We start from the raw sequence: 21,513 nt of genomic DNA on the forward strand, positions 1-21,513 counted from the left end.
TTTAAATGTAATCTTTCCCAGATATTATTTCTTTTCAGGATTTTCACGATGCGCTTTCAACTTATTTTCAAGTACTTCAATTTTACTCTGTAGTCCTTTGTCTCCAAGTAACACCGCTTTCTTCAAGTCTTGTATAGCTAACTTATACAAACGTTGGTAACGATATATACTACCTCTACTTTTGTAAAAATTGATCACCTTGGGATTTAAAGAAATTGCGGTACTGTAATCTTCGACAGCCTTGTCGTATATTTTTTGCGTGCGATATAAATGGCCACGACTACTATATATACCGGCCGCTAAATCTTTGCTGATTCCAGGAAGAGCAATCGCAGCGTTGTAATCCGCCATCGCTTTCTGATATTCTCCTAGTTCTCGGTAAACAAACCCACGATTTTTAAAAATCTTTGCATACAAAGGGTTTCCGGGACGAAGAGAGGCTGCAACATTGTAGTCATGCAGTGCTTTTTGATATTGTTTTTGCTCCATAAATACACTTCCACGGTTGTTGTGTATCTCCGCCAACAACCGTGTGTCTTTTGCTGCAAAAAAGATAGCGTTTTTGTAGTCAGCAAGGGCGCGACCTAATTCTTTTAATTTTGTATATTCTTTACCACGGTTATTGTAAAACCTTGGATTTCGCGGCTGCAAGGAAATTGCTTGCCCAAAATCCTCCATGGCCAAGCGGTGTTTTTTTAGTGTACTGTATAAACGACCTCTATTGTGATAAATCGTCGCATCTTTGGGATTTTCTTTTATTTCCAGAGAGTAATCGTAAACGGCTTGGCGAATATTCTCTAATTTTTTACTTTGTCCGAGAATTACCGCGCGCAAAAACTTGTGATCTTCCGCCGTCTTTAGATATCTTGACTGCGTAAAAGCAGTTTCTAGAGGTTTAATAATCTTTTTTTCGGTAAGTATGACTCGGTAATCGCTGTTTTCGATATTCTTCACAAATTGCGCAATCGCGATATTAAGGGACTGTAGTTCACGATTGCTTTGCCTTAATTTTTGTTCTTTATCTTCTGCACGCTTGAAAGCTCGAACAGTCAACAACAACGCCATAACTAAAATCAAGACAATGCTTGCAATGCTCGCACAAATCGCTTTATGCTTACGGACGAAGTTTTTTACCGCATCTAGCGATGTGTATTTTTTGGCAATGAGCGGTTTATTCGCCTTTAGATTTCTTAGTTCTTTGGCCAATTGTTTAAAACTTTTGTATCGACGATGCTTCTTTTTGGCAAGACATTTCAAACATACCGCTTCAAAATACGGAGAAACGTCCGGATTTAGTTGTCGCGGAGGTATAGGATAACTATTTACCACTTGAAACATCAAATTCATCTGTGTTTCCCCCTGGAAAACCGCGCGATAGGTAAGCGCCTCGTACATCGTCGCTCCCAGAGAGTAGATATCACTTTCGTAGGTAGCCTCACCATTAATTTGTTCTGGCGGCATATAGCATACAGTGCCCAAAATTTGTCCACTTTGCGATAAACTTTTTCCGGTTGTCGTGCCGAGCTTTGCCAAGCCAAAATCCATAATTTTCGGAGGAGCATTTCGCGAAATAATAATATTTGACGGCTTTATGTCGCGATGCATGATTTGATTTTTATGGGCATGAGCCAACCCATCGCATATTTGAATCATCACATCTAACAACCACTGCGCTTGGACATTACGTCGACGAATCAACTCCGCAAGCGTGTACCCTTCTACATACTCCATACTAAAGTAGGGGATCGGTAACATACCGGACTCATAAAAACGTATAATATTAGGATGATTGAGTTTGGCAATGGCAGAAATCTCACGGAAGAAGCGTCGAAAATCATTTTCACTAATGTTCTGCTTCACAATCAGTTTCAAAGCAACCTGCATCTTATTTTGTATATCATACGCTCGATAAACAATTCCCATTCCGCCACGACCAATTTCTTCTTCCACTTTGTATTTCCCAAACATTTTTCCTGGAGAGACAGGGGAAAACTTCGTGAGATCTTCGTTAAAAATCGTCGTAGAACTCAAGGTATCAGCGGAGCTATTTTCCGCCAATGAATTTGTTTTTTCACTGTTATACTTGGGATGTTCCATAAACCGACCTTTAGATAAAAAATAATGCCGAAATTACGACAGATACTTGTTTGAATAGGAGTCGATCACGTAGGAAGCCACATTGTGTAACTTTGCATCGTTGTGACATTCGCTAATCAACAGCGAGATTTCATCGTCATTTAAACATAGAACCTGTGATTCATAATTTTGTTTCCACTGTTTGCGCCGCACGCGATTTTGCCATTCCTTCACAGAATACATTCCCGCAATGATCATGAAAAGTAGCACGACAGTTGTCAAGGACTGCGAGAACGAAATATGAACCATACGAAGTAATTCCAGACCTGTCAGCGCAACCAAAATCGCCGCAAGCAATGTAAAAATCGACAAAAAACGTTCTTGCTTAGAACCTGTGGTATCCACTTTACGATCAAATTCGCACAATTGATCGTAAAGTTGTGATTTATCATCAAAAATATTCTTTTGCGTTGCGGTAGTGAATATTTGCGTGGCGTCTGGTTGCTTCCAACACAAATAACTTCCCGCAGCGAGTTCTGTTTTTTGGAGATCTGCGGTTTTTTCTTGCGTGACCTCTTTGTTTTTCATTACTTGTAGTGCATCTTCGCTACCCAAAATCGTAACCGGAATATATTTGTGAATAAAATAGAGAATTTTAGTACCGCGCTTGTCGAGTTCATCATAATCGGTGCCATGAATTACCATAAGCTTTACATGTTTACCTTGTGTAGTCTTTCCACGCAGCCAACATTGCTTTATCGGCCTTTTATGGTCTTGGATGACCTTGCATTCAAGCTCTACTACAGTACAATCTTGCGTACAAATACCTGTGAGTGCGCGGCGATGGGTGATGTGTATGCGATCTTGCGACACCCTGATGGCGATAGGACGCGCCATCAACATGATACTTAAAATAACCATGACCAATGCAAAACCGCCGATCGACAGCACAGAAATCAAGACGATGAAATCTTCTTTCCTACCATGAAAATCTACGGCCAGCGGCATCACATATAGATACGTCAACATTGCGGAAAATACTACCATACCAAGAGTTTTTATCAAAAAAAACCGTTTAAAAAGTAACATAACTCCGCATGCCGACAACACAATGAAGCTAGGTAAATATTGGTAAAAGTTCGCTTGAGAAAAAGAATACATCATCGCCACGGCAATGAGGATCGCCAATCCCAGACAGCTGGCCAAAAAATTGAGAGCGGTTCTTTTTTCCCATTTCTCTTTATCGCAATGATGCACGACGAACTCTTGCGGAGAAAATTTGACCAGTGCATAATCAGGTGCTAACAGCTCTTGTAACTCTTCTTTATCTTGCATAGTCATCTACGATTACCTTTTTTATTGTTGTTGTCCACTTATTTTCTGACAACGTTTCCCAAACGATACTTTTTGTCAAACCACATTCTTCAATCCTTTTTTCGATCTGTGGGCGTATTGCACGGATGTAACGTGCTTGCATTTTCATTTCGATGGCCATCAATGCAAATAGACTTAATCCCCATATAAAAACAGAACTACCTCCACGAAAATGGCGCAATATCGTGTCATCTATATAGTAACTATACCCAAAATTGATGGCCAAACATAAAATGGTGATGAACAAATAGACACTTACCGGTATGCGTATTTTTTGTATTTTTTGGCCTTGCGCGACCAGAAAACCATACAATTGCGGATGAGTTTTACTCAAAAGCGAATAATGATCAGTTGTTACCTGAAACACTTCACATGAACGATTCTCACCATCAACATGAACAAAAGCCACGTCGCCTTCTTGTATATTTTCCTCTACATATTCCTCGATCGATTTCTCTTTCATACAATCCCCTTAAAACAAATAAAAGACTAGACTCCATGAAATTATATCAACAATATTTGTGTTTTGGTACAATCATTCTTTATCTTGTATGCCTCTGTGCTATAATAAAAGGTACATTCTTAGGTAGGTGTACCAGCAATTAACCTAATTATTTTAGATACGGAGCATGAATGCGCAAAATTAATCAACGGTCTTTGCAAAAAATTAAGACCAACACCGAATATACGGATTGTACTTTTGACCTAGACGAAACAAAATACTACAAAATAAGAAATGCCTCTTTCCACAACTGCCACTTTACAACCGATGTGGTTTTTGAGAGCATACAGCAATGTCAATTTGTCAACTGTAACTTTTCGGGAAGTTTCGAACTTGATTTATCCAAAAAAAGATTAAAGGAAATCCCCGAAGATGTGCTCTCTCTCTCTTATTTGACACACCTAGACTTGAGTAGGAATAAACTGACGCACATTCCACCACAAATAGGTAATCTTACCTCTCTCATGCATCTAGATTTGACCAACAATCAACTAAAGAGTTTGCCGAAAGAAATTGGAGAGCTTTCGTCTCTAACATATCTAGATTTAACCAATAACAGACTAAAAGATGTGCCCGCTGAAATAGGTAAACTTTCATTTTTAACACATCTAATATTAAAAGAGAACCAATTGACAGAGATGCCGGTGGAAATAGGTCAACTTTCCGCTCTGACCCAGTTAGAATTGCAAGACAACGAGCTAAAGGCCATTCCAAGTGAAATAGGCAAAATTATTTCTCTTACCCACCTAGATTTACACAAAAACAAAATAGAGAGTATCCCGAATGAAATAGGAGAAATACTATCTCTAACCGAACTAAACGTTAGTCAAAATCAAATAAGCGCCTTACCAAAAGAAATTGGCAAGTTGATACTTCTAGGTGAGTTAAATGCAGCAAACAATCAGCTAACCTCTATACCAGAAGAAATTGGCAATGTCGCCGCTCTTAAAGTTCTCAACTTGAGTAAAAATAAATTGAGCGAGTTACCGAACCTTGGTAAAGATTTATTTCTTACCACCTTAGACGTAAGTAAAAATAACCTCCGCGAAATACCACAGACGATCGAAAAATTTACCTGTCTCTCCATATTGGATTTAAGCAACAATAAAATAGAACAACTACCCGCAGAAATTGGCACACTTTCTTCTCTTACCAAACTTCGCTTGCGCAACAACAAGCTCAAAAACATACCTGCGGAAATTGCCAATCTTATTTCGCTACGCAAAATGCGTCTACGAGGTAACCCCATAAGTGAACAGCAACAAAAAGTGATTAAAGATTATTTACCTGAATGTAATATAAAATTTCAGTAGTGAGTATAGGAACATACTATGCAAAACAAAACGTTAGGTCTAATTGGTGGCGGACCAAAATCTCTGGCCATTGCGGCAAAAAACAAAGTTTTGCGACAACTGGGATTTGATGTACCAAATATCATTCTGTTTGAAAAAGAGTACATCGGATTCAATTGGGCACCGCGATCGGGGCTTACGAGCGGCGATTTGCCTCTCGGAACTTCCCCGTTAAAAGATATCGGTTTCCCTTACTATTCCTTTCACTGGGGAGAAAAAAATCCGCAAATTAACACCGCCATGTTAGAGTATTCTTGGCAAAACTTTTTGATAGAAACCTATCAATATTCCGACTGGGTAGATCGCGGCCAGCCTTCGCCCTTACACAATGAATGGTTTGCCTATCTCAATTGGGTATTTGACAAACTGCAAACGAGTGTAGATTTTGTCAATGGTGAAGTCGCGCAAATATCCTATGAAAATGAACAGTGGAAAATAACAGCCAAATTTAAAGACAACAGTTCCCAAGAATACTGTTGTGATGGAATCGTCGCGACCGGGCCTGGTAACTTGAGTTTGCCCCAAGGTTTACCAGAGCACCCACGAATTTTTACCGCCACCAATTTCTGGCAAAACTATATCGAAGCCAAGAGAAAAGTAAAAAGACGCGTGGCATTGATTGGTACAGGTGAAAACGCCGCAACGATTGCCATTGAGTTGGGAAAGTTGGGCAGTGAAACTACTGTGGAAATCATTTCTCCAAATTCCATGAGTTATTCACGCGGAGAGAGCTATTTAGAAAATCATGTTTATACAGACCCGATTCAAATGAACTGGCATAAATTGACCTACAAGGACAAAAAAGATTTCATCAATCGCACCGACCGCGGAGTTTTTTCCCTCAATGCCAAAGAGGAACTCAATGTGATGAAAAATATAAAATTAATCCCAGGATTTTTTCAATCGGTAGCCGTAGATAACTTAGACCAACTAGTGGTAGAACTTATTTACAACGATATCTGCGAAACGCGCATTTACGACACCGTTGTCATTGCCATGGGATTTGCCCCGTGGAAAACGTTCATGAAATTACTCAATGAAAGTGCACAACAACACATAGCCAAAGCCATAGACACCGATGTCTTAAATGCCGCAAATATCGAAGCGCACATCAACGAATTTTTGGCCGTAGACAAAGTAAAACCATATTTACATTTCCCCATGTTAGCAGGGATCAACCAAGGTCCGGGTTTCCCCAACCTAAGTAGCTTGGGACGTTTGTCAGACCATGTATTGACAAGATACATTCCTGTGGGAAACTTTGCTGATTTGCCGGAAAAATTGTACTTAAAATAGGAATATTTATGTCGTCACCTAGTCTCAAACAAGAATTTATCGAGTCCATTAAATTTGCGTTTCCCATCGTCTTGACTCAATTTGGATTTCTCGGTTTTAGTATCATCGACCTATACATGGTCAGTCGCATTGACTTAATCGCCATTGGTGGTTTGGGTAGTGCCAATTCGTTATTTTGGCCTATTTTCACAGCACTTATGGGGGTTATATTTGCCATCGATGCCCTAGCGGCACAACGGTACGGTGCGGACGACAAACACAGTCTCCATAAATTACTGATCCAAGGATTATGGTTGGCGATTATTTTATCCATAACCGCACTAGTCGTTTTTTTTAGCGTATACAACTACCTGGATATCATCATTGACAATGCGAAGCTACTACACTACGCCAAACCCTACTATTTTATCGTGATCCTCAGCGCGCCTTTCTTATTGGCCTTTACTGTATTACAAAGGTATTGGCAAGCACGTGGCGTAAGTAAGGCAATACTCTTCATTGTCGTACTCGCCAATATTCTCAACTTTTGCGCCAATGAAATCCTCATTTTTGGTAGATTTGGCTTACCGCAAATGGGAATCACCGGTGCTGCCATCAGCACCACAGTATCGCGTTTTTTCATGCTAGCTGCTGCAATGTGGCTCACGTACAAAAACTTTGACCGCGACAAACCGTTAGAGATTGGTATCGACACAAAAATACTAAAACAAATGTTTGTTCTCGGAATCCCCATTGGACTGATGCTACTGTTTGAAGTAAGCGTTTTCGCCATCGCCACGCAATTTACCACGAGAATCAGCGCCCAAGCCACCTCCGTTCACCATATTGGCATTGTCCTTATTTCAATCTTTTACACAATTCCCATGGGAATATCCAGCGCTGCGGCGTATCGCGTCGGTTATTTTGTGGGAAAAAATGAATTATCCTACGCCAAAAAAATCGGCTATATCGCCATTCTTAGTTGCGCGGGAATCATGGCCATCATAAGCATTTCGTTATACACAAACGCCACTTTTATCCTAGGCCTTTTCACAAGCGACCCACAGATCATAAAAATGGGAATCCCCATTTTATGGTGGATTACCATCGCCCTGACATTCGACGGTGTACAATGCACTGTCGCTGGTTGTTTACGTGGTGGTTCGCGCACCCAGATATCATCTTTCACCACCTTTATTTGTCACTACGCCGTGGGCCTACCTCTCGCTTACTACCTATGTTTTCACTACGCAAAAAATTTGGAAGGTTTGTGGATGGGACTGGCATCAGGGCTTATTGCCATTGCCATAGTGTTATTTAGTTATTGGTTGTTTTTATCTGCAGATAAATTAAAAAAATGTGAGGAATAGAACATGACTTTAGAAGAAGTACAAGAATTTACAAAACAGTGGCTACCTTGCTGGGAAGGTGGCAAACCACAAGCGGCAAAGTTAATCCAGTTTTACCACGAAGAAGCCGAATTAATTGACCCCAACCACATAGAAGGTCTAAAAGGCCACAGTGAATTGTTGCCGTTTTTTGAACTCATGCTAGAAACATATCCCGATTGGAAATTCGAAACCGAAGACCTAATCCCCACCGCAGATGGATTCATTTTTTTATACAAAGTAGACATCCCCTTCAAAGGCAAAGTATTCAAAAAATTCCGCGGCGTTGATGTGATGAAACTAAAAGACGGAAAAATCATCTCCCACAAAGGCTACTATGACCGCACGCCCATAGTACTTTACAAACAAGAATTGGAAAAAAATGCGTAATTTTGATATAGCAATCATCGGTGCCGGAGCACTAGGCACCGCTTGCGCCTATCAACTAAGTAAAGATGGACACCAAGTAGTACTATTTGACCAATTCGCACCACCACACACCAAAGGCAGTTCCCACGGTGGTACACGTCTATTTCGCCAAGCATACTTCGAAGACGAAAGATATATTCCCTTTTTGAAAGAGGCGTATCAACTATGGAAGCATTGGGAGCACGAGTTCCAACAAAAACTTCTACATGAAAACGGCTACCTAACCATATTTGACTCCACCAGTGACATAGCACAAAAAATGCACAACAACGCACAAAAATGGAATATCACCGGGACAGAGTTTGACAGCCAACAATTAAAGGAAACCTTTCCACAGTTTCAAAATACCGATGGCTACTGCGCCTATCTGGAAAAACAAGCGGGAATGCTGGATGTCATGACGATATTTGAACAATGCCAAGAACATTTCAAAAAGCAAGGCGGAACCACAAGTTTTGACAACAAAGTGATTGGTTGGAAACAACAAGATAACTCTTATGTAATCAGCACACAACAAGGACAATTCCACTGCGCAAAAATCATTGTCGCAAACGGCGCATGGTTGACGAAAATGCCCGAGATCTGCGACATGAAGTTAACCATAAAAAGAGGTGTACAATTTTGGTATGACCCACCGCAGGATTTTCCAAGTGGGCAAATGCCGTGCTTCGCTTTTGCACTAGGTAAAGACTATGTATTTGGTTTTCCGCCATTTGCCAAACAAGGAATCAAAATAGCCAGCTACCACCCTCGCGATGAAATCCACAATATAGATCAACCAAGAACCGCCTACACCCCACAAGAGTTAAATGACGTAGACAAAGTAGCCCGACAATTTTTCCCGTGGCTAACAAAAAGCCCACAAGAGTTCCACGTATGCATGTACACCCTAACCACAGACGAAGATTTCATCTTAGACTACGCACCACAAGACCGCAATACCTTAATTCTAGGCGGCGGTTCAGGACACGCGTTCAAATTTATGCCTTTTCTGGCAAAACAAATCAGCCAATTCTTCCCACAAGGAAATCCAATACCTGAAGAGTTACGATTTTTCGGCCATCGTTAACATATAGGGCCGCGGATCTTTGGTGAACAAGTTATTGTAATTTAGGTTTTTGCTTTTAGTTGGTCGCGTGCGGAGTTTAGTATTTTGATTAGTTTGTCTATATTTTCTCTTTGCGTTCTGAAGTTGGAAATGCCTACGCGTAGCACGGGTTGGTTTTGCCACATCAATTGCGTATTGGTAATCCACGTTTCTCCGGTGGCGTTTACCAAGTCTAGGATTTTTTTGGGGTGATGTTTTGTTTTTCCATCGATAAAGCACGCTACAGGCCATGGCGTTTGGTTCAATACTTCCCACGAGTTTGCTTGCAATTGTTGTTTCAGATAGGCGCCTATTTCGATTTGGTGCTGTATTGCTTGCCCATAGCCCTTTTCACCGTGTACCAGCAAGGTCAAAAATAACTTTAGTCCCATGAAACGTCGTGACCATTGCAAAGTATCGCGGTATGGCTCTCCGGTTTCGTGTTGTTGGGTTTCGTCGGGCATGTATGTTGCTTCTATGGAAAAAGTTTTGCGTAGTACACTTCCTTCTTTCACAAAAAACATACCGCAGCCAATGGCTACCGATAGCCATTTGTGTGGATCAAACGATAGCGAGTCGGCTTGGGCGATTTCTTTGCGTAGGTACGCAAAATCATCTAGCATTAACGCGGCTCCGCCCCACGCGGCGTCGATGTGAAACCATAGGTTGTGTTTTTGTGCTACTTTGGCAATTTCGCCAATGGCATCGATGGTTCCGGAGCTGGTGCTACCCAAATTCGCTACGACCATTAGTGGTTGAAAACCGTTTTGTTTGTCTTGAATAATTTGTTGCTCTAAAAGCTCTACGTCCATCTGCAAATTCGCTTTGACGGGAATGGTTCTCAAACTATCCGTCCCCAATCCAGATATGCGGCAACTTCTTTTGATAGAACCGTGAGATTCCACCGACGCGTATACTGTTGGCCATTTTTCGATACCACGTAGACCATTGTCGCGGTAGTTTTCTACCTTGCGGCTCAAAGCGCACAGCAGCGACATAAAATTCGCTTCTGTTGCTCCCGAAGTAAAGCAACCTTTGGTCGTTGGCGTATCTAAACCAAATTTTTTCGCAAAATAATCGATCAGATAATTTTCCATTTCAATACACAGCATCGCACTTGCTGTCGAGGCCAACTGCGGATTGTAGACAGCCAAAAACGCGTCGGCGATTAGACTCATACTACTTGCTTGCGGATTAAACACACCGTAGTAATCACGACTGGCTATTTGTAGTAGTGTTTTCTTTAGATGTGTGTGCGTCCAGTCAATGACTTCTTCCACGGCCATTGGTCTGTCAAAATCTATTTGCGACAAGATCTGTTGTACTTCCTCGGTCGTGGTTTTTTGAGGTACGGGTAGAGAATCGACACTTGTTAGATAGTCTTCTATTTTTTCGCCTAGTTGCTGCCAAACCTTGTTGCGTTTTGCCGCCGACAGTAGTAGGCCAAATCCGTCGTTACTCATCGCTGTTCTCCATGACAAATAAATCGCGTTTTTCAAATTCTCGAATAAAACGATAGTCTTCTTCTACTTGCTTGGCGTCGTGATGAGCAAGTACCGCAATCGCGGGTATCGAAAAATAATCGATGGTGGGTTTGAGGACATCTCCTGGTTGTTTAACCCATCTTAAATAAATACACGACGGGAGATTTTCGATTTCGCCATGGTAATTGTACGCTTTTAATTTACCGTTGACATTCGAGGTGACAAATACACGCCTAGCAAAAATCGGTTGCGGTTTTGCGTTGATTGTTTTCTGCGCAAATTGTTGTGGGAATAGGTAACTGTCAACGCTGAGTTCAGCGGGGGTAAACCCCATGGTTTTGCTATTGATCCCAAAAGCGGCCATACCTTGGAGTCTGGCACCGATTTCCACTAGTTTGGGACCTGTACTTGTCAGTTTAATTTCCGCGTGAGATGGACCGTAGGCAAAATCAAGTGCATCTAAAACGCGGTACATATAATTGCACAATGCCGCCACCTGTGGTTGGTTTTGATCTAAAATGATGTACTCATTGTAGTCGTAAACAAAGTCGCGGCCATTTAGATGTCGTTTATGGTAGCGCCATACTTCACAGATAAAATGCTCTTTGTTACAACTCACCGCATTTACGTAATATTCCTCACCGTCTAAGAAACTTTGCGCTAGAACTTGAGCGTTTTCTCCGCCCATCTGATTTTTTTTGCCGATGATTTGCGCAAATGCTGCGCGAATATCGTCTTCACTACGACAGGCAAATACACAATCACTGCCTGCACTTTCTAAAGGTTTCAGGACGATTTTATCCCAATTGTTTTGTCGTTTCCATTCGATAATCTCCGCGGCGTCTTGCGCTTTTGTTTGTGCGGCCACTTCGACTTTTGCGTCTCGTAAACTTTCGATCATCTGGTATTTGTTGTAGCGAGACTTCGATGTGTGAGGGTTATTGCCTGGTAGTTTCAGATAACCCGCGAGTTCGTCAGTTAATGTAATGGCGGTTTCTGTTCCCGCGATCACCGCTTTTATTTGCGGATAGTCGGCGTGAATTTTTGCCATAAGGTCTGCGATATTTCCTTCATAGGTATACTCGCGAACAAAGTGCTCGGGATAATACGTGGCCATTAACGCACTGGAAACGTCTTTCATGGAAAATAGGTGAATCACATCGATATTGTGCTTGATTAAAATCGGAGCTAACTGATTTCCCGAGGAAAATGCGTCCACCACGATCACTGCGGGTTTACTCATGTTTATCCCAATCTTGTTTGTTTAGCGAAAAAAAAATCATATCTTGCCAACACTTCTCAAAAATAGAATAGCTCAACTGCGGACGTACGCCAATTTTGCGAAATCCCAACTTATTGACCAAACCAATAGAAGCTTTATTTTTCTCGGAGATATTGCCATCAACTCCATTTAAGTCAAGTGTGGTAAAACCAAAATCAATCACCGCGGCCAATGCTTCATAGCCTAGGCCTTGTCCCTGACAACGCATCGTGATTTTTGCTCCGACTTCGGCGCGATTTCTCAATACATCAAATTGCCAAAAGCCAATGTCTCCGACAAGTTCATCGTTCCATTCTTTGTAAAATATCCCCCAACGAATCGCAGTATTCGCCTGAAACCATTTATGTAAAACCTCCAAGGTTTTACGCGTATCTTCGATGTTTTGATGCGGTTTTAAACCATAGTAACGCATGGTTTCTTTTTCGGCGCAAATTTTATGATATGCCAGCAAATCCTCCTCGGTGAGTGGTTTGAGAATCATTCTTTTAGTTTCTATATTTGGAGGAGTGGCAAAGGGAAATGGACGCGGTAACATAAATACTCCTAATCATTTAGTTGAGTGCTTTCGTTACTTTATCGGCAATTTCTCGACCATTCGTAGGAAACAACAAGTAACCCGTACACGAAAATCCACCGGTGTATAGTAAATTTTTTATCTGCGAAGACCAAGTTACATGCCCGTATCCCCTTGGGCTATAGCTTTCAATGGCCGAAATGCCCCCTTCCAACGCGGCATTTTTTATCCAGGTAATGCGTTTGCCAATCTCGTGCTTGGCTTCATTTGCCTCAATACTGCTGACTTTTCCTGGCATCACGTCTTCGCGAAAACTCTGTTTACGCAAATAGCCGCCAATAAAAGACCCCGAAGGCAGGTAGTGACCAAATATACTGCTGCTGCCATCGATGAAAAAGGGATCTTTGATGTTTTGCCGATAGCGATGGAATTTATTCAATTGGATAATGCGGGGGAAAAACGGCATCGGTTCGTCAATGCTTTCTAAAAAAGAAAATCCCCACGGGCCTAGGCACAGCGCCACCACTTTACTCTTGAGAATTTCACCGTTGGCTAACTGTACGCCCTCTATTTGGCCATCGTTATACAGTAATTTTTCTACAGGAGTTTGCAATCGCACTTCACAATTCGGGTTATTGCATGCTGCGGATGCCAAATAATTCGCACTGCTCCCAAGTCCTGTAAGTCCACCTTGCGGTTCAAAAACGACAACATCGTCTTCATACCAACAAAAATTGGGAAAGCGCTTCTTCCCTTCTACGGCTTCTAAAATTTGAAAATCCACGTCGTTTTTCTCTAAAAAATCAAAGTGTTGCGCGTAATCATCGAGCATGTTTTTTTTCAGAAAATACAGCGATCCGGTTTTGATGTAATGATTGTCTCCCCCAAAATGCTGTTTGAAATGATAGTGAAAATCAACCGCCTGCTGCGCTAATTTTGTCACTTCTAAACGATAGTGAAAAACTCTCGTCAAAAAGCCCCACGTTCCTGAAGCCCCTAAACCCAACTGGGAGTTTTTTTCGAGTAGCAACGTCTTTATTCCCTTTTTCTGGGACATGTGGTAAAGGGCAGAAACCCCGGTAATACCACCGCCGACTATTATTAAATCATACGTCATTTTATTTGATCCAAAGAATGTAAGGTATCTTTCACGAAAGATGTGGGCAATGCCTTCACCAGTTTTCCACGAGTACCTGAGTGAAGAGGTGTTGCAACATCCCACAAACCGTCAAATTCAAAACACTTCGCCACATCTGTCGCGTAATGGGGCATAACCGGCGCAGAAAGTTTACAAAATCTATGTAACGCCAATAGTAAAATATGCATGTTATCTGCATTGTCGACAACGCCATTGTAGTAGAATTCGTGGAGTTGTTCGACAATATCCACTAAATGCTTCGCAGCTTTATTCAAGCGAAAACTTTTGATGTTGTAATGGGAAATGACTTCGGCGCAAGATTGATTAAAATAGTAAATAAACCGTTCCTCTGTTTCGGTCATTTTGTGGTCGCCACTTAAATCCACAGGGAAATCGGTATTTGCTTCATTGATGTAGGTGAGCAATTCATCCCACTTACACAAATCCTCAAGAAAGCACCGAAAATGTGATATACGATAGTTTGTAGAGCATAATTCCGAGCGAATCAAACTCAAATGCAGGCGCAACAAGTCAGGAGCAATTTTGTCCAACATATCTCTTCCCCATATCGCGTGATTACGGCTCGTCGAAAACTTCTCACCGTCGAGATGCAAGAAATAATTGGTGAGAAACGCTTGCAAATCCACTTCGGTATTCTTTAATAGTACGGGAAGAAGCAAGCCATAAAAAAAAGCGTTGTCGAATCCAAACGCTAAATTTACTTTGACATTGGAAAAATCTAGATTGTCGTTGTCTTTTTGCATTTTTTGTAATAAATACAGGTAACCTCCCGCCATTTCACACCATTCATAAATGACATTGCCTTGCTCTTGCGGAGCGGGAATTCCCCAATTTGCCGGTTCTGAAACGGAAACACAAGGAAGCTTATTTTTGAGGTAGTTGCGATAAAAGCAGCGCATAACTTTTGGCATCGCCACTTTTTCGACAAACGATTCTAAGAAATCGCGATGTTCTTCCAAATCGATATAACCACGCTCCACGTACACATAATCCACCTCACCTTCTCCGACAGTAGATTTTGCTTCCGCGAGGTCCCATGCGTCGTTGTAATATCCGCAATTTTCGCAGCCATTTCCACCGGTAACTTCTCCACAATTAGGACATCGACCTTCTATCGCAGAACCATATAAAATAGAGTTGCTCGAAACGCAGCGTACCGCTTTTCTCTTCGCCAGTTTTATCAGTCCGTCTTTTTTCAAATCTGCGTAAAATTGAATGATAAACTCTTTGTACTCTTCATTGTGAATAGGTCGTAAAAAATAACTTACATCTGCACGAAAATCTTTGATCACTTGAAAAATTTGCGGAGCAAATTCATCGATTATATCCAGTTCACGACATCGTTTTTCACGCGCTTTCGCTCCCACGTAACTCTGGTTATCATCCGTCCCCATTACTTGTAGTGATTGTCGTCCTAACATCAAAGACGCACGATGCGCAACATCAGCAGCCAAGTACGGACCGGAAAGATGTCCTAGGTGAAGAGATCCATTCGGTGTTGGCGGAGCAGGGATGATGAGTTCAAGACTGGCGTCATTTTCATTACTTTTGGCAATGGTCCAATATATCGAATAAAAATCCAAGTCGCCCTCTCCGGTATTGGTAAGTTGATGTGTACTTCCGGCAGGAATAAAAACCACATCACCACGATGTACACTCGCCAACTCCTCCCCTATTTTCATTTGCCCCTGTCCCGCGACAATCAAAAAGGCTTCATTTTCATGATGGCAGTGAGGGGTTGTGGATGTACTCGGTAAAACTTTGCAGAATACCAAGCCAAATGGCATAAACTTATCCACAAGCTCCGAATGAATAGCGCGACATAAAATGCCATACGCATCTTCCAATTTCTGTGGATCATATGATGAAATACGCATGAAATCTCCTCGACAAAAAAATCTGCCCCGTCAAATAGCGGTTATAGTACTTTACTTCTCCAGTAACTTAACAATTTCGGTGTACTTATAACGCTTTGCTAAATCCAAAGGCGTATCACCTTCATAGGTCTTGAGATCTGTCCTTGCGCCTGCCTCGATCAAAACTTTCGCCGCAGCAGTATGTCCATGCCAAATGGCGTCATGCAAAGGAGTGTAGCCGTTATTAGGACCTTGGTCATCAATCACTTTATGGGCATTTTTATCTTTAACAAGTAGCTTTAAAACTTCAGGGTGCCCCATGTAGCAAGCTTTGTGAAAAGCGACAGCATTCATCATGTAGCCGGTTTTTGTTTGATCTGCCCCCGCGACGAGAAGCATTTTCACAATCTCACTGTAACCTGACCGCGCCGCAACTAATAACGGCGTGTGCGTATCGTTTCCGTTGCCAATCACTGGTTGAACGGTATTGACATCATAGCCTTTCGAAATGAGTTGCTTTACTTGTTGCGCTTTTGCAGCAACAGAGAGTTGTTTGTCAAGTAGGACCACCATGATTTTTTGCGCGGCGATATTTTGCTGTTGTTTTTTCTTGTACACAGCAAAAATACCTTTGATTTCGGCAATGATTTTGGCTTCATTGGCATCAATGTCCTTATCCCAACCACCGACCCATTGCTCCGCAGTCACGCCTTGTGGTGTCTTCAGATATATATTGATGTCAGACGCTTTGAGCAACTCTTTGATGTTTTGTGGTTTAGAGTACCAAACAGCGATCATCAGCGGACTGAAACCCGCTCTAGGTGTTTGTAAATTGACAAACGCACCGCTCTCGATCAACAACTTGGCAATTTGCGGATAATCTCCTTGGGCGGCGATATGCAAAGGTGCATTGCCCATTTTTCTGTCGAGTTCATTGACATCTGCCCCGTTGGCAATTAGTTCCTTCACTGCGTCCATGTCACCAGCAATAATGGCTTTATGTAGAGCGGGTAATTTCTTTTCCGGCGCAACATCGGCCCATACAAGGGGGAATAACAATAACAACAAAAAACCTAGTTTTTGCATGAGAATCTCCATTTTCAATATTTAGTCTTTACATAACTGCTGAGAATTTGTGTATAACTTTCGAAAAAGCGGATGTGCAAAATCATGCTTAAAAAAAGCCGATCTTAAATTTTTATAATACTTTCGATCTTTCATCATACTATGGCCATCGGCAAAAAGAGCGAGTTTTCCTCGTGGATACGCCGTCGCTATTTTTTCGGCTATTTTATGTGAAAATACAATGTCCTCTGTTCCGGCAATGACAAGAACCTCTCCGTCAAAAGTAGAACGCTGTATGGCAAACTTTTTCGTCGGCACTTTGTTATGTATAAAGTCTTCGAGAATAGAACCGGTGAATTCATAGAGAACATTGATCGCTTTATTTTTTTGCAAATAGTACTCGTGTAAATCGTGACCAAGCAGTTCATACATGCGCACTTTCGAACAATCGGCCACGGGAGCTTGGGTCAAAAATTTCATCAGGGTCAGGTTGTATGGTACGCGAAATCGATAGTCGCTTAGACTTTGACTTGTTTGTATTTCACTTAAGACCTTTAACAACGAGGCCTTTGGCGTTGCACTGCGTCTCGCCGTTTGAAACAGTACCAAACTCAAAGATGGTACGTCGAGTGTGCTATCTTGTAGAGTCAAATCTAGAAGTTTTGCCGCTTCAGGGGAGAATACATTGAGATGATGACTATACGTTGTGTGGTTGTGTTGTGCGATGTCATTGGCACCTGTCACTTCCAAAGCAAGTTTAGAAACATGCTGTCCATATTGACTGACGTACTGTTGCGCTAGTATTCCTGCACCAGAAGCTCCAAATACCATAATTTTTTGTCCTGGGGATAGGTAACCTCTTTTCAATAGATCTTGACGTACATTTTCAATATCTGCGACATGTTGATGCGACCCGTATAGGTTCATCGCTTTCTCATAATCCAAAGAACCATCTTCGCGATAAACTTCAGGAAATAAAGTCGGAGAGTGTCCACGTCGACCAATGAGCACATAGGGAATATCTTGCACAATATCGTCAAAAAATTCAAAGTCAGGATCTAGGTCTACCAACTCCATTTGACCGTCTGTTAACAGAAAAAGAACTTCCTTACAACCTTTGGTAAAGTTGGAACTCAGATGATAAAAGCCTTTAAAACGTCCCTGTTGTGGCTGACGGTGATCTAAAGGATGCACAATGTAAATGTGATGTGAATCTTCCTCCATCTCCGGATAGATATTTTCCAGACCTAACCGTGCCGTGGGAGCTTGCATATAGGAGCGATATTCCATGTAACCCCATACAATACCTATGCATAAAATAAGTATAATACCAATAAAAATTTTCTTTCGCTTTGACATATCTATCCTCTACACAAAATAACTTATTTTTTGACGAAAATGCACTTTTTCATTTTACGAAAAAAAGATAAGCAAACACAATAGCGAATTCTGGAGAGTGTAAAAAACACTATTTATGTATAGTTGGTGTATTTCTTGGTATAATTATTTTACTTATGCAAAGTGGTCACAGAAAACATGCAAAGTTTTCCGGTGACCTCTTGCCAATTTTTGGTGGGTTCGGGATCGAGTTGCAGGAGAGAAATAAATGTACAAAAGAATTAAAAATGCTTTGCATGTATGGTTTGTGTTTAATTTATATAACTTGCGCAATTTCATCACCGGAGGTAATTCACAATGGTTATACTACACATCTTCTGATTACAAACAAATAGCGAACAACTTAGTGAAGAATATGCAATTAGGTGACCATGCAAAAATTTTAGACCTCGGTTGTGGTAGTGGTGGAATGCTTGTTTACTTAAATAAAATCAACACAAACTTCAAATTGTATGGCGTCGACATCAATTCATTGAGTATATCACAAGCACAAAAAAATTTACCGAGTGCCTCCTTTTATGCATCGAGTTGCGATGATCTCCATTTTCTAGAAAATGATACCATAGATGCGTGTATTATCTTCGGGGTTTTGAATTACTTAACGGTAGAGCAAGTCGAAAAAACCATTCACGAAGTAATCCGCGTATCTAAGAGAGGCGGACAAATTTTGATTTTGAACAACTATGAAGAAAAACATCACAACAAAAAAAGTTGGGGAACCTACCCTTTGCCTGACAATTACTGGGAAAGTCTCACACATGACGTTGCACTGGATATACAATACCTAGATATGGAAGAATTTTGCGCAGTACGCAAATACGAAGGTAATGCAGTGAAAATTAGTTTACGGCAAACAACTACTGAAGGATAAAAATGAATAAACAAAAGATATTCGCTTTTCCCAACACGTTATGGAATGAAATTGCGACAGAAAAGTCGCATATTATGTCTAAGTTTTTACCTTTACGCAGCGAATGGCACAAGAGTAGAGCACAACGCGAACCTTACGAACAACACAACTTAGATACTTCTTTTCGCGAAAACTTTGAGTCCTTGCAGCCATTTTTTCTGCGGCGCTCTTTGCCATACTTAGCTGAACAAGCACAACAAACCTTGGCAACATTACAAGACTTGGTTCTGAAGGGGGCTAGCGCAGAAAAGTTAAATGATTACGAGCTTGGTCCTTTTAATTTGGCCATGGCGGTCAAAAGTTTTGATGAGTTTTCTGACACAACACAGCAAAGCCTTGCTTTCAATATCATTCAACTTACCACAATTGCCGGAGCCAACCAAGCCACACAAAAAGCGTATGCGGGAAACGGAGGAGCTACTTGTATTTATTGGTTACTAGAGTACATGGGGGAATATCCGCATATTCACGAAAGTTGCTATGAATTGATTTGTTTATTGCTGGACTTAGAATTGGAATGTACACAAGAGGCCGAGTATTTGCTAAGAATTTTAGTACAAAGTTGTCCCAAAGAACAGGCTGTTCCACTAAACCATAAAAAAGTAGCCATGCGGCTTATGACGCAAATCACTGCAGGAGATCATTATCTCTCTTTGCCAGGAACCGTTATGCTTACGGTGGAAAAGGAACTGTGGGAATTTCTTCCCATCTTGCTCCCCACAGCGAATTGTATGCGCGAAGCTGTTGGCAAGATTCAACAAGGGATCACCCAACAGCAGACACAAAAGATGGTCAATGCCTTTACCCGTAGAAAAGTCAGTCGAAAACATTTTAAGACTTTTTTCGCGCACCACTGGTTAACACAGCACATCGTACAACAATTTCCCGAAGTGATTTTTCAATTGGTCAAACGCCGCGAAAAAATTATTCTCGAAACCTTTTTGAAAAAATACCGTACAGAAACTCTGGCATTGCGCAACGAAAAGCACAACACGCTTCTTCACGAAGCGGTATTGACTCGTGGCTGCATGGACAAAATTATCTCGCTACTCATCACTACCGGAATAGACCGCGGCATTACAAATAAAAACGGTGATACCGCATACGATATCGCTGTCAAAAACAACAAGCATGGTGTAGTTCATTTATTGAAAACTACATAGAATATGAACCTAGGTAATATATGTTGTCTTTCGACAAAAAAATTTTACAATATTACTTTATCAGCTTTGCATTCTCTTCAAAAAACGTCCTACTCACTATGTTTAACACGATAACATTTTTGCGCAAGATTCATTAAGTCTGAGTAATTCCATGTGCCTTGGTCTGTTAACAGTTGCGCGTAGTTTTGCGGAATAGCATCCACTCCCAAATAAGCTCCGCTTATTGCACCGGCCATTGCAGCGGTGGTATCGACATCGCCTCCCATCATAATACTACACTTAATCGTATCCATATAACTATGTGGATACTTAAAGAACGAGTACAAACTCCACAGCGTAGAGGGCACCACATAAGGTGATATCCGATCCCACACTTCGCGGTGATCCTCGGGAAGATACACACCCACAATATGATCACAAGCTTGTTGTGGTGGAAGTGCCATCCACTCACCAAAGCTTTTGAGTATGTCGGCAAAAGCAGAATCAATATCCGCAATCCATCCGCCAACTTTTGTCAAAATGTGCGAAGGTTCTATTTCGTCTGAAGTCAAAACCAATGCAGTAACCCCCGCAATAATAACACTACCAGCCACACATCGTGGATCACTGTGGGTGATAGAGCCTTGCTGCTTGGCCGCCAAAATCAAATGGTCAATGTTGTCGTAAAAAAACAATGCCACAGGTGCGCTACGCATCGCACTACCATTTCCAGCAGAAGGTGCCGGAGTGGCGGCTTCTGTCCAGTGAATGCCTTGTTGTAATTTTTCTGCGGCCATTTGCGTTGCACGTCCGCGGCCTACAATGCGCTTCTCCGCAAATATACGTGCAATTCTCTTTGCGTATTCTTCCGGTAGGAACTGTTGGTGTTCGACATAACTCTCGATAAGCTCTCTTGCCAACTGCGAATCGTCGGTATACTGAGCAAACGGATGGCTATTTTCCGGTTGAAACTCCAGTATCTGGTGTGTGTTAATCGCTTTATCAATATACTGTTGGCACAACCGCAGAGGATAACCTTCCACTGGAAAGCCCAAAGCATCCCCTAGGCACTGGCCAATTAAACATCCTTCATATTTTTTTACATCGGGTTTCATCACATCCTCTTCTCTGTATTTACTTCCATTCTCGGTTATTTTAAAACTGATCCAACGACATCGCAAATAAACGAATATCTATCTCTCTTTGGAGATATATGCTAA

18 protein-coding genes are annotated in these 21,513 nt (G+C 41.5%); 7 read left to right on the top strand and 11 right to left on the bottom strand.

Annotated features, from left to right (window positions below):
- Nucleotides 1-24: 24 nt before the first annotated feature.
- From UABAM_RS27895 to UABAM_RS27905, 3 genes are read right to left on the bottom strand one after another with little or no spacing between them, the layout of a single operon-like run.
- Nucleotides 25-2,097, bottom strand: coding sequence for a protein kinase domain-containing protein (locus UABAM_RS27895; protein WP_151971277.1), 2,073 nt, complete (start codon nt 2,095-2,097; stop codon nt 25-27).
- Between the two features lie 33 nt (nt 2,098-2,130).
- Complete coding sequence (locus tag UABAM_RS27900; protein ID WP_151971278.1) at nt 2,131-3,417, bottom strand: hypothetical protein; 1,287 nt, start codon at nt 3,415-3,417, stop codon at nt 2,131-2,133.
- The gene (locus UABAM_RS27905) at nt 3,401-3,913 is read right to left on the bottom strand and encodes a hypothetical protein (protein ID WP_151971279.1); all 513 of its coding nucleotides are present in this window, start codon (nt 3,911-3,913) and stop codon (nt 3,401-3,403) included. The genes UABAM_RS27900 and UABAM_RS27905 overlap by 17 nt, the downstream gene beginning before the upstream one ends.
- Nucleotides 3,914-4,083: 170 nt before the next feature.
- Between UABAM_RS27905 and UABAM_RS27910 the strand changes: the two genes are divergently transcribed.
- From UABAM_RS27910 to solA, 5 genes are read left to right on the top strand one after another with little or no spacing between them, the layout of a single operon-like run.
- Entirely contained in the window at nt 4,084-5,265 is a 1,182-nt protein-coding gene (locus UABAM_RS27910) for a leucine-rich repeat domain-containing protein (RefSeq protein ID WP_151971280.1), read from the top strand.
- An 18-nt stretch (nt 5,266-5,283) separates the two neighbouring features.
- A complete protein-coding gene (locus tag UABAM_RS27915) occupies nt 5,284-6,600 on the top strand; it encodes a SidA/IucD/PvdA family monooxygenase (protein WP_151971281.1) in 1,317 nt (438 codons plus the stop codon).
- A gap of 8 nt (nt 6,601-6,608) precedes the next feature.
- Nucleotides 6,609-7,949, top strand: coding sequence for an MATE family efflux transporter (locus UABAM_RS27920; protein ID WP_151971282.1), 1,341 nt, complete (start codon nt 6,609-6,611; stop codon nt 7,947-7,949).
- Nucleotides 7,950-7,952: 3 nt separating this feature from the next.
- On the top strand, nt 7,953-8,357 hold the full coding sequence (locus tag UABAM_RS27925) for a nuclear transport factor 2 family protein (protein ID WP_151971283.1): 405 nt from the start codon (nt 7,953-7,955) through the stop codon (nt 8,355-8,357).
- Nucleotides 8,350-9,465 (top strand): N-methyl-L-tryptophan oxidase, encoded by a 1,116-nt coding sequence (gene solA, locus UABAM_RS27930; RefSeq protein WP_151971284.1) that lies wholly within the window; start codon nt 8,350-8,352, stop codon nt 9,463-9,465. Before UABAM_RS27925 ends, solA begins: the two co-directional genes overlap by 8 nt.
- A 41-nt stretch (nt 9,466-9,506) precedes the next feature.
- Here solA and UABAM_RS27935 read toward each other — a convergent pair whose 3' ends face one another.
- The 7 genes from UABAM_RS27935 to UABAM_RS27965 are packed head-to-tail and all read right to left on the bottom strand — an operon-like array spanning nt 9,507 to nt 18,202.
- Nucleotides 9,507-10,946: a pyridoxal phosphate-dependent decarboxylase family protein gene (locus UABAM_RS27935; protein ID WP_151971285.1), complete on the bottom strand. Its 1,440-nt coding sequence runs from the start codon at nt 10,944-10,946 to the stop codon at nt 9,507-9,509.
- Nucleotides 10,939-12,210: an ATP-grasp domain-containing protein gene (locus UABAM_RS27940; protein WP_151971286.1), complete on the bottom strand. Its 1,272-nt coding sequence runs from the start codon at nt 12,208-12,210 to the stop codon at nt 10,939-10,941. Before UABAM_RS27940 ends, UABAM_RS27935 begins: the two co-directional genes overlap by 8 nt.
- Nucleotides 12,203-12,784: a GNAT family N-acetyltransferase gene (locus UABAM_RS27945; protein ID WP_151971287.1), complete on the bottom strand. Its 582-nt coding sequence runs from the start codon at nt 12,782-12,784 to the stop codon at nt 12,203-12,205. Before UABAM_RS27945 ends, UABAM_RS27940 begins: the two co-directional genes overlap by 8 nt.
- 16 nt (nt 12,785-12,800) lie before the next feature.
- A complete protein-coding gene (locus UABAM_RS27950) occupies nt 12,801-13,880 on the bottom strand; it encodes an NAD(P)/FAD-dependent oxidoreductase (protein ID WP_151971288.1) in 1,080 nt (359 codons plus the stop codon).
- Nucleotides 13,877-15,799 (bottom strand): class I tRNA ligase family protein, encoded by a 1,923-nt coding sequence (locus UABAM_RS27955; RefSeq protein WP_151971289.1) that lies wholly within the window; start codon nt 15,797-15,799, stop codon nt 13,877-13,879. The genes UABAM_RS27950 and UABAM_RS27955 overlap by 4 nt, the downstream gene beginning before the upstream one ends.
- 51 nt (nt 15,800-15,850) lie before the next feature.
- Nucleotides 15,851-16,864, bottom strand: a complete 1,014-nt coding sequence (locus tag UABAM_RS27960) for an ankyrin repeat domain-containing protein (RefSeq protein ID WP_173013619.1) — start codon at nt 16,862-16,864, stop codon at nt 15,851-15,853.
- Between the two features lie 21 nt (nt 16,865-16,885).
- Complete coding sequence (locus tag UABAM_RS27965; protein ID WP_151971291.1) at nt 16,886-18,202, bottom strand: alpha/beta fold hydrolase; 1,317 nt, start codon at nt 18,200-18,202, stop codon at nt 16,886-16,888.
- 247 nt (nt 18,203-18,449) lie between these two features.
- Between UABAM_RS27965 and UABAM_RS27970 the strand changes: the two genes are divergently transcribed.
- Entirely contained in the window at nt 18,450-19,112 is a 663-nt protein-coding gene (locus UABAM_RS27970) for a class I SAM-dependent methyltransferase (RefSeq protein WP_151971292.1), read from the top strand.
- Between the two features lie 2 nt (nt 19,113-19,114).
- On the top strand, nt 19,115-20,314 hold the full coding sequence (locus UABAM_RS27975; RefSeq protein WP_151971293.1) for an ankyrin repeat domain-containing protein: 1,200 nt from the start codon (nt 19,115-19,117) through the stop codon (nt 20,312-20,314).
- A gap of 89 nt (nt 20,315-20,403) precedes the next feature.
- Here UABAM_RS27975 and UABAM_RS27980 read toward each other — a convergent pair whose 3' ends face one another.
- The gene (locus UABAM_RS27980; protein ID WP_229759317.1) at nt 20,404-21,408 is read right to left on the bottom strand and encodes an ADP-ribosylglycohydrolase family protein; all 1,005 of its coding nucleotides are present in this window, start codon (nt 21,406-21,408) and stop codon (nt 20,404-20,406) included.
- Between the last annotated feature and the right edge of the window lie 105 nt (nt 21,409-21,513).

The organism is Candidatus Uabimicrobium amorphum (genome assembly GCF_009002475.1).
Classification (GTDB): domain Bacteria; phylum Planctomycetota; class Uabimicrobiia; order Uabimicrobiales; family Uabimicrobiaceae; genus Uabimicrobium; species Uabimicrobium amorphum.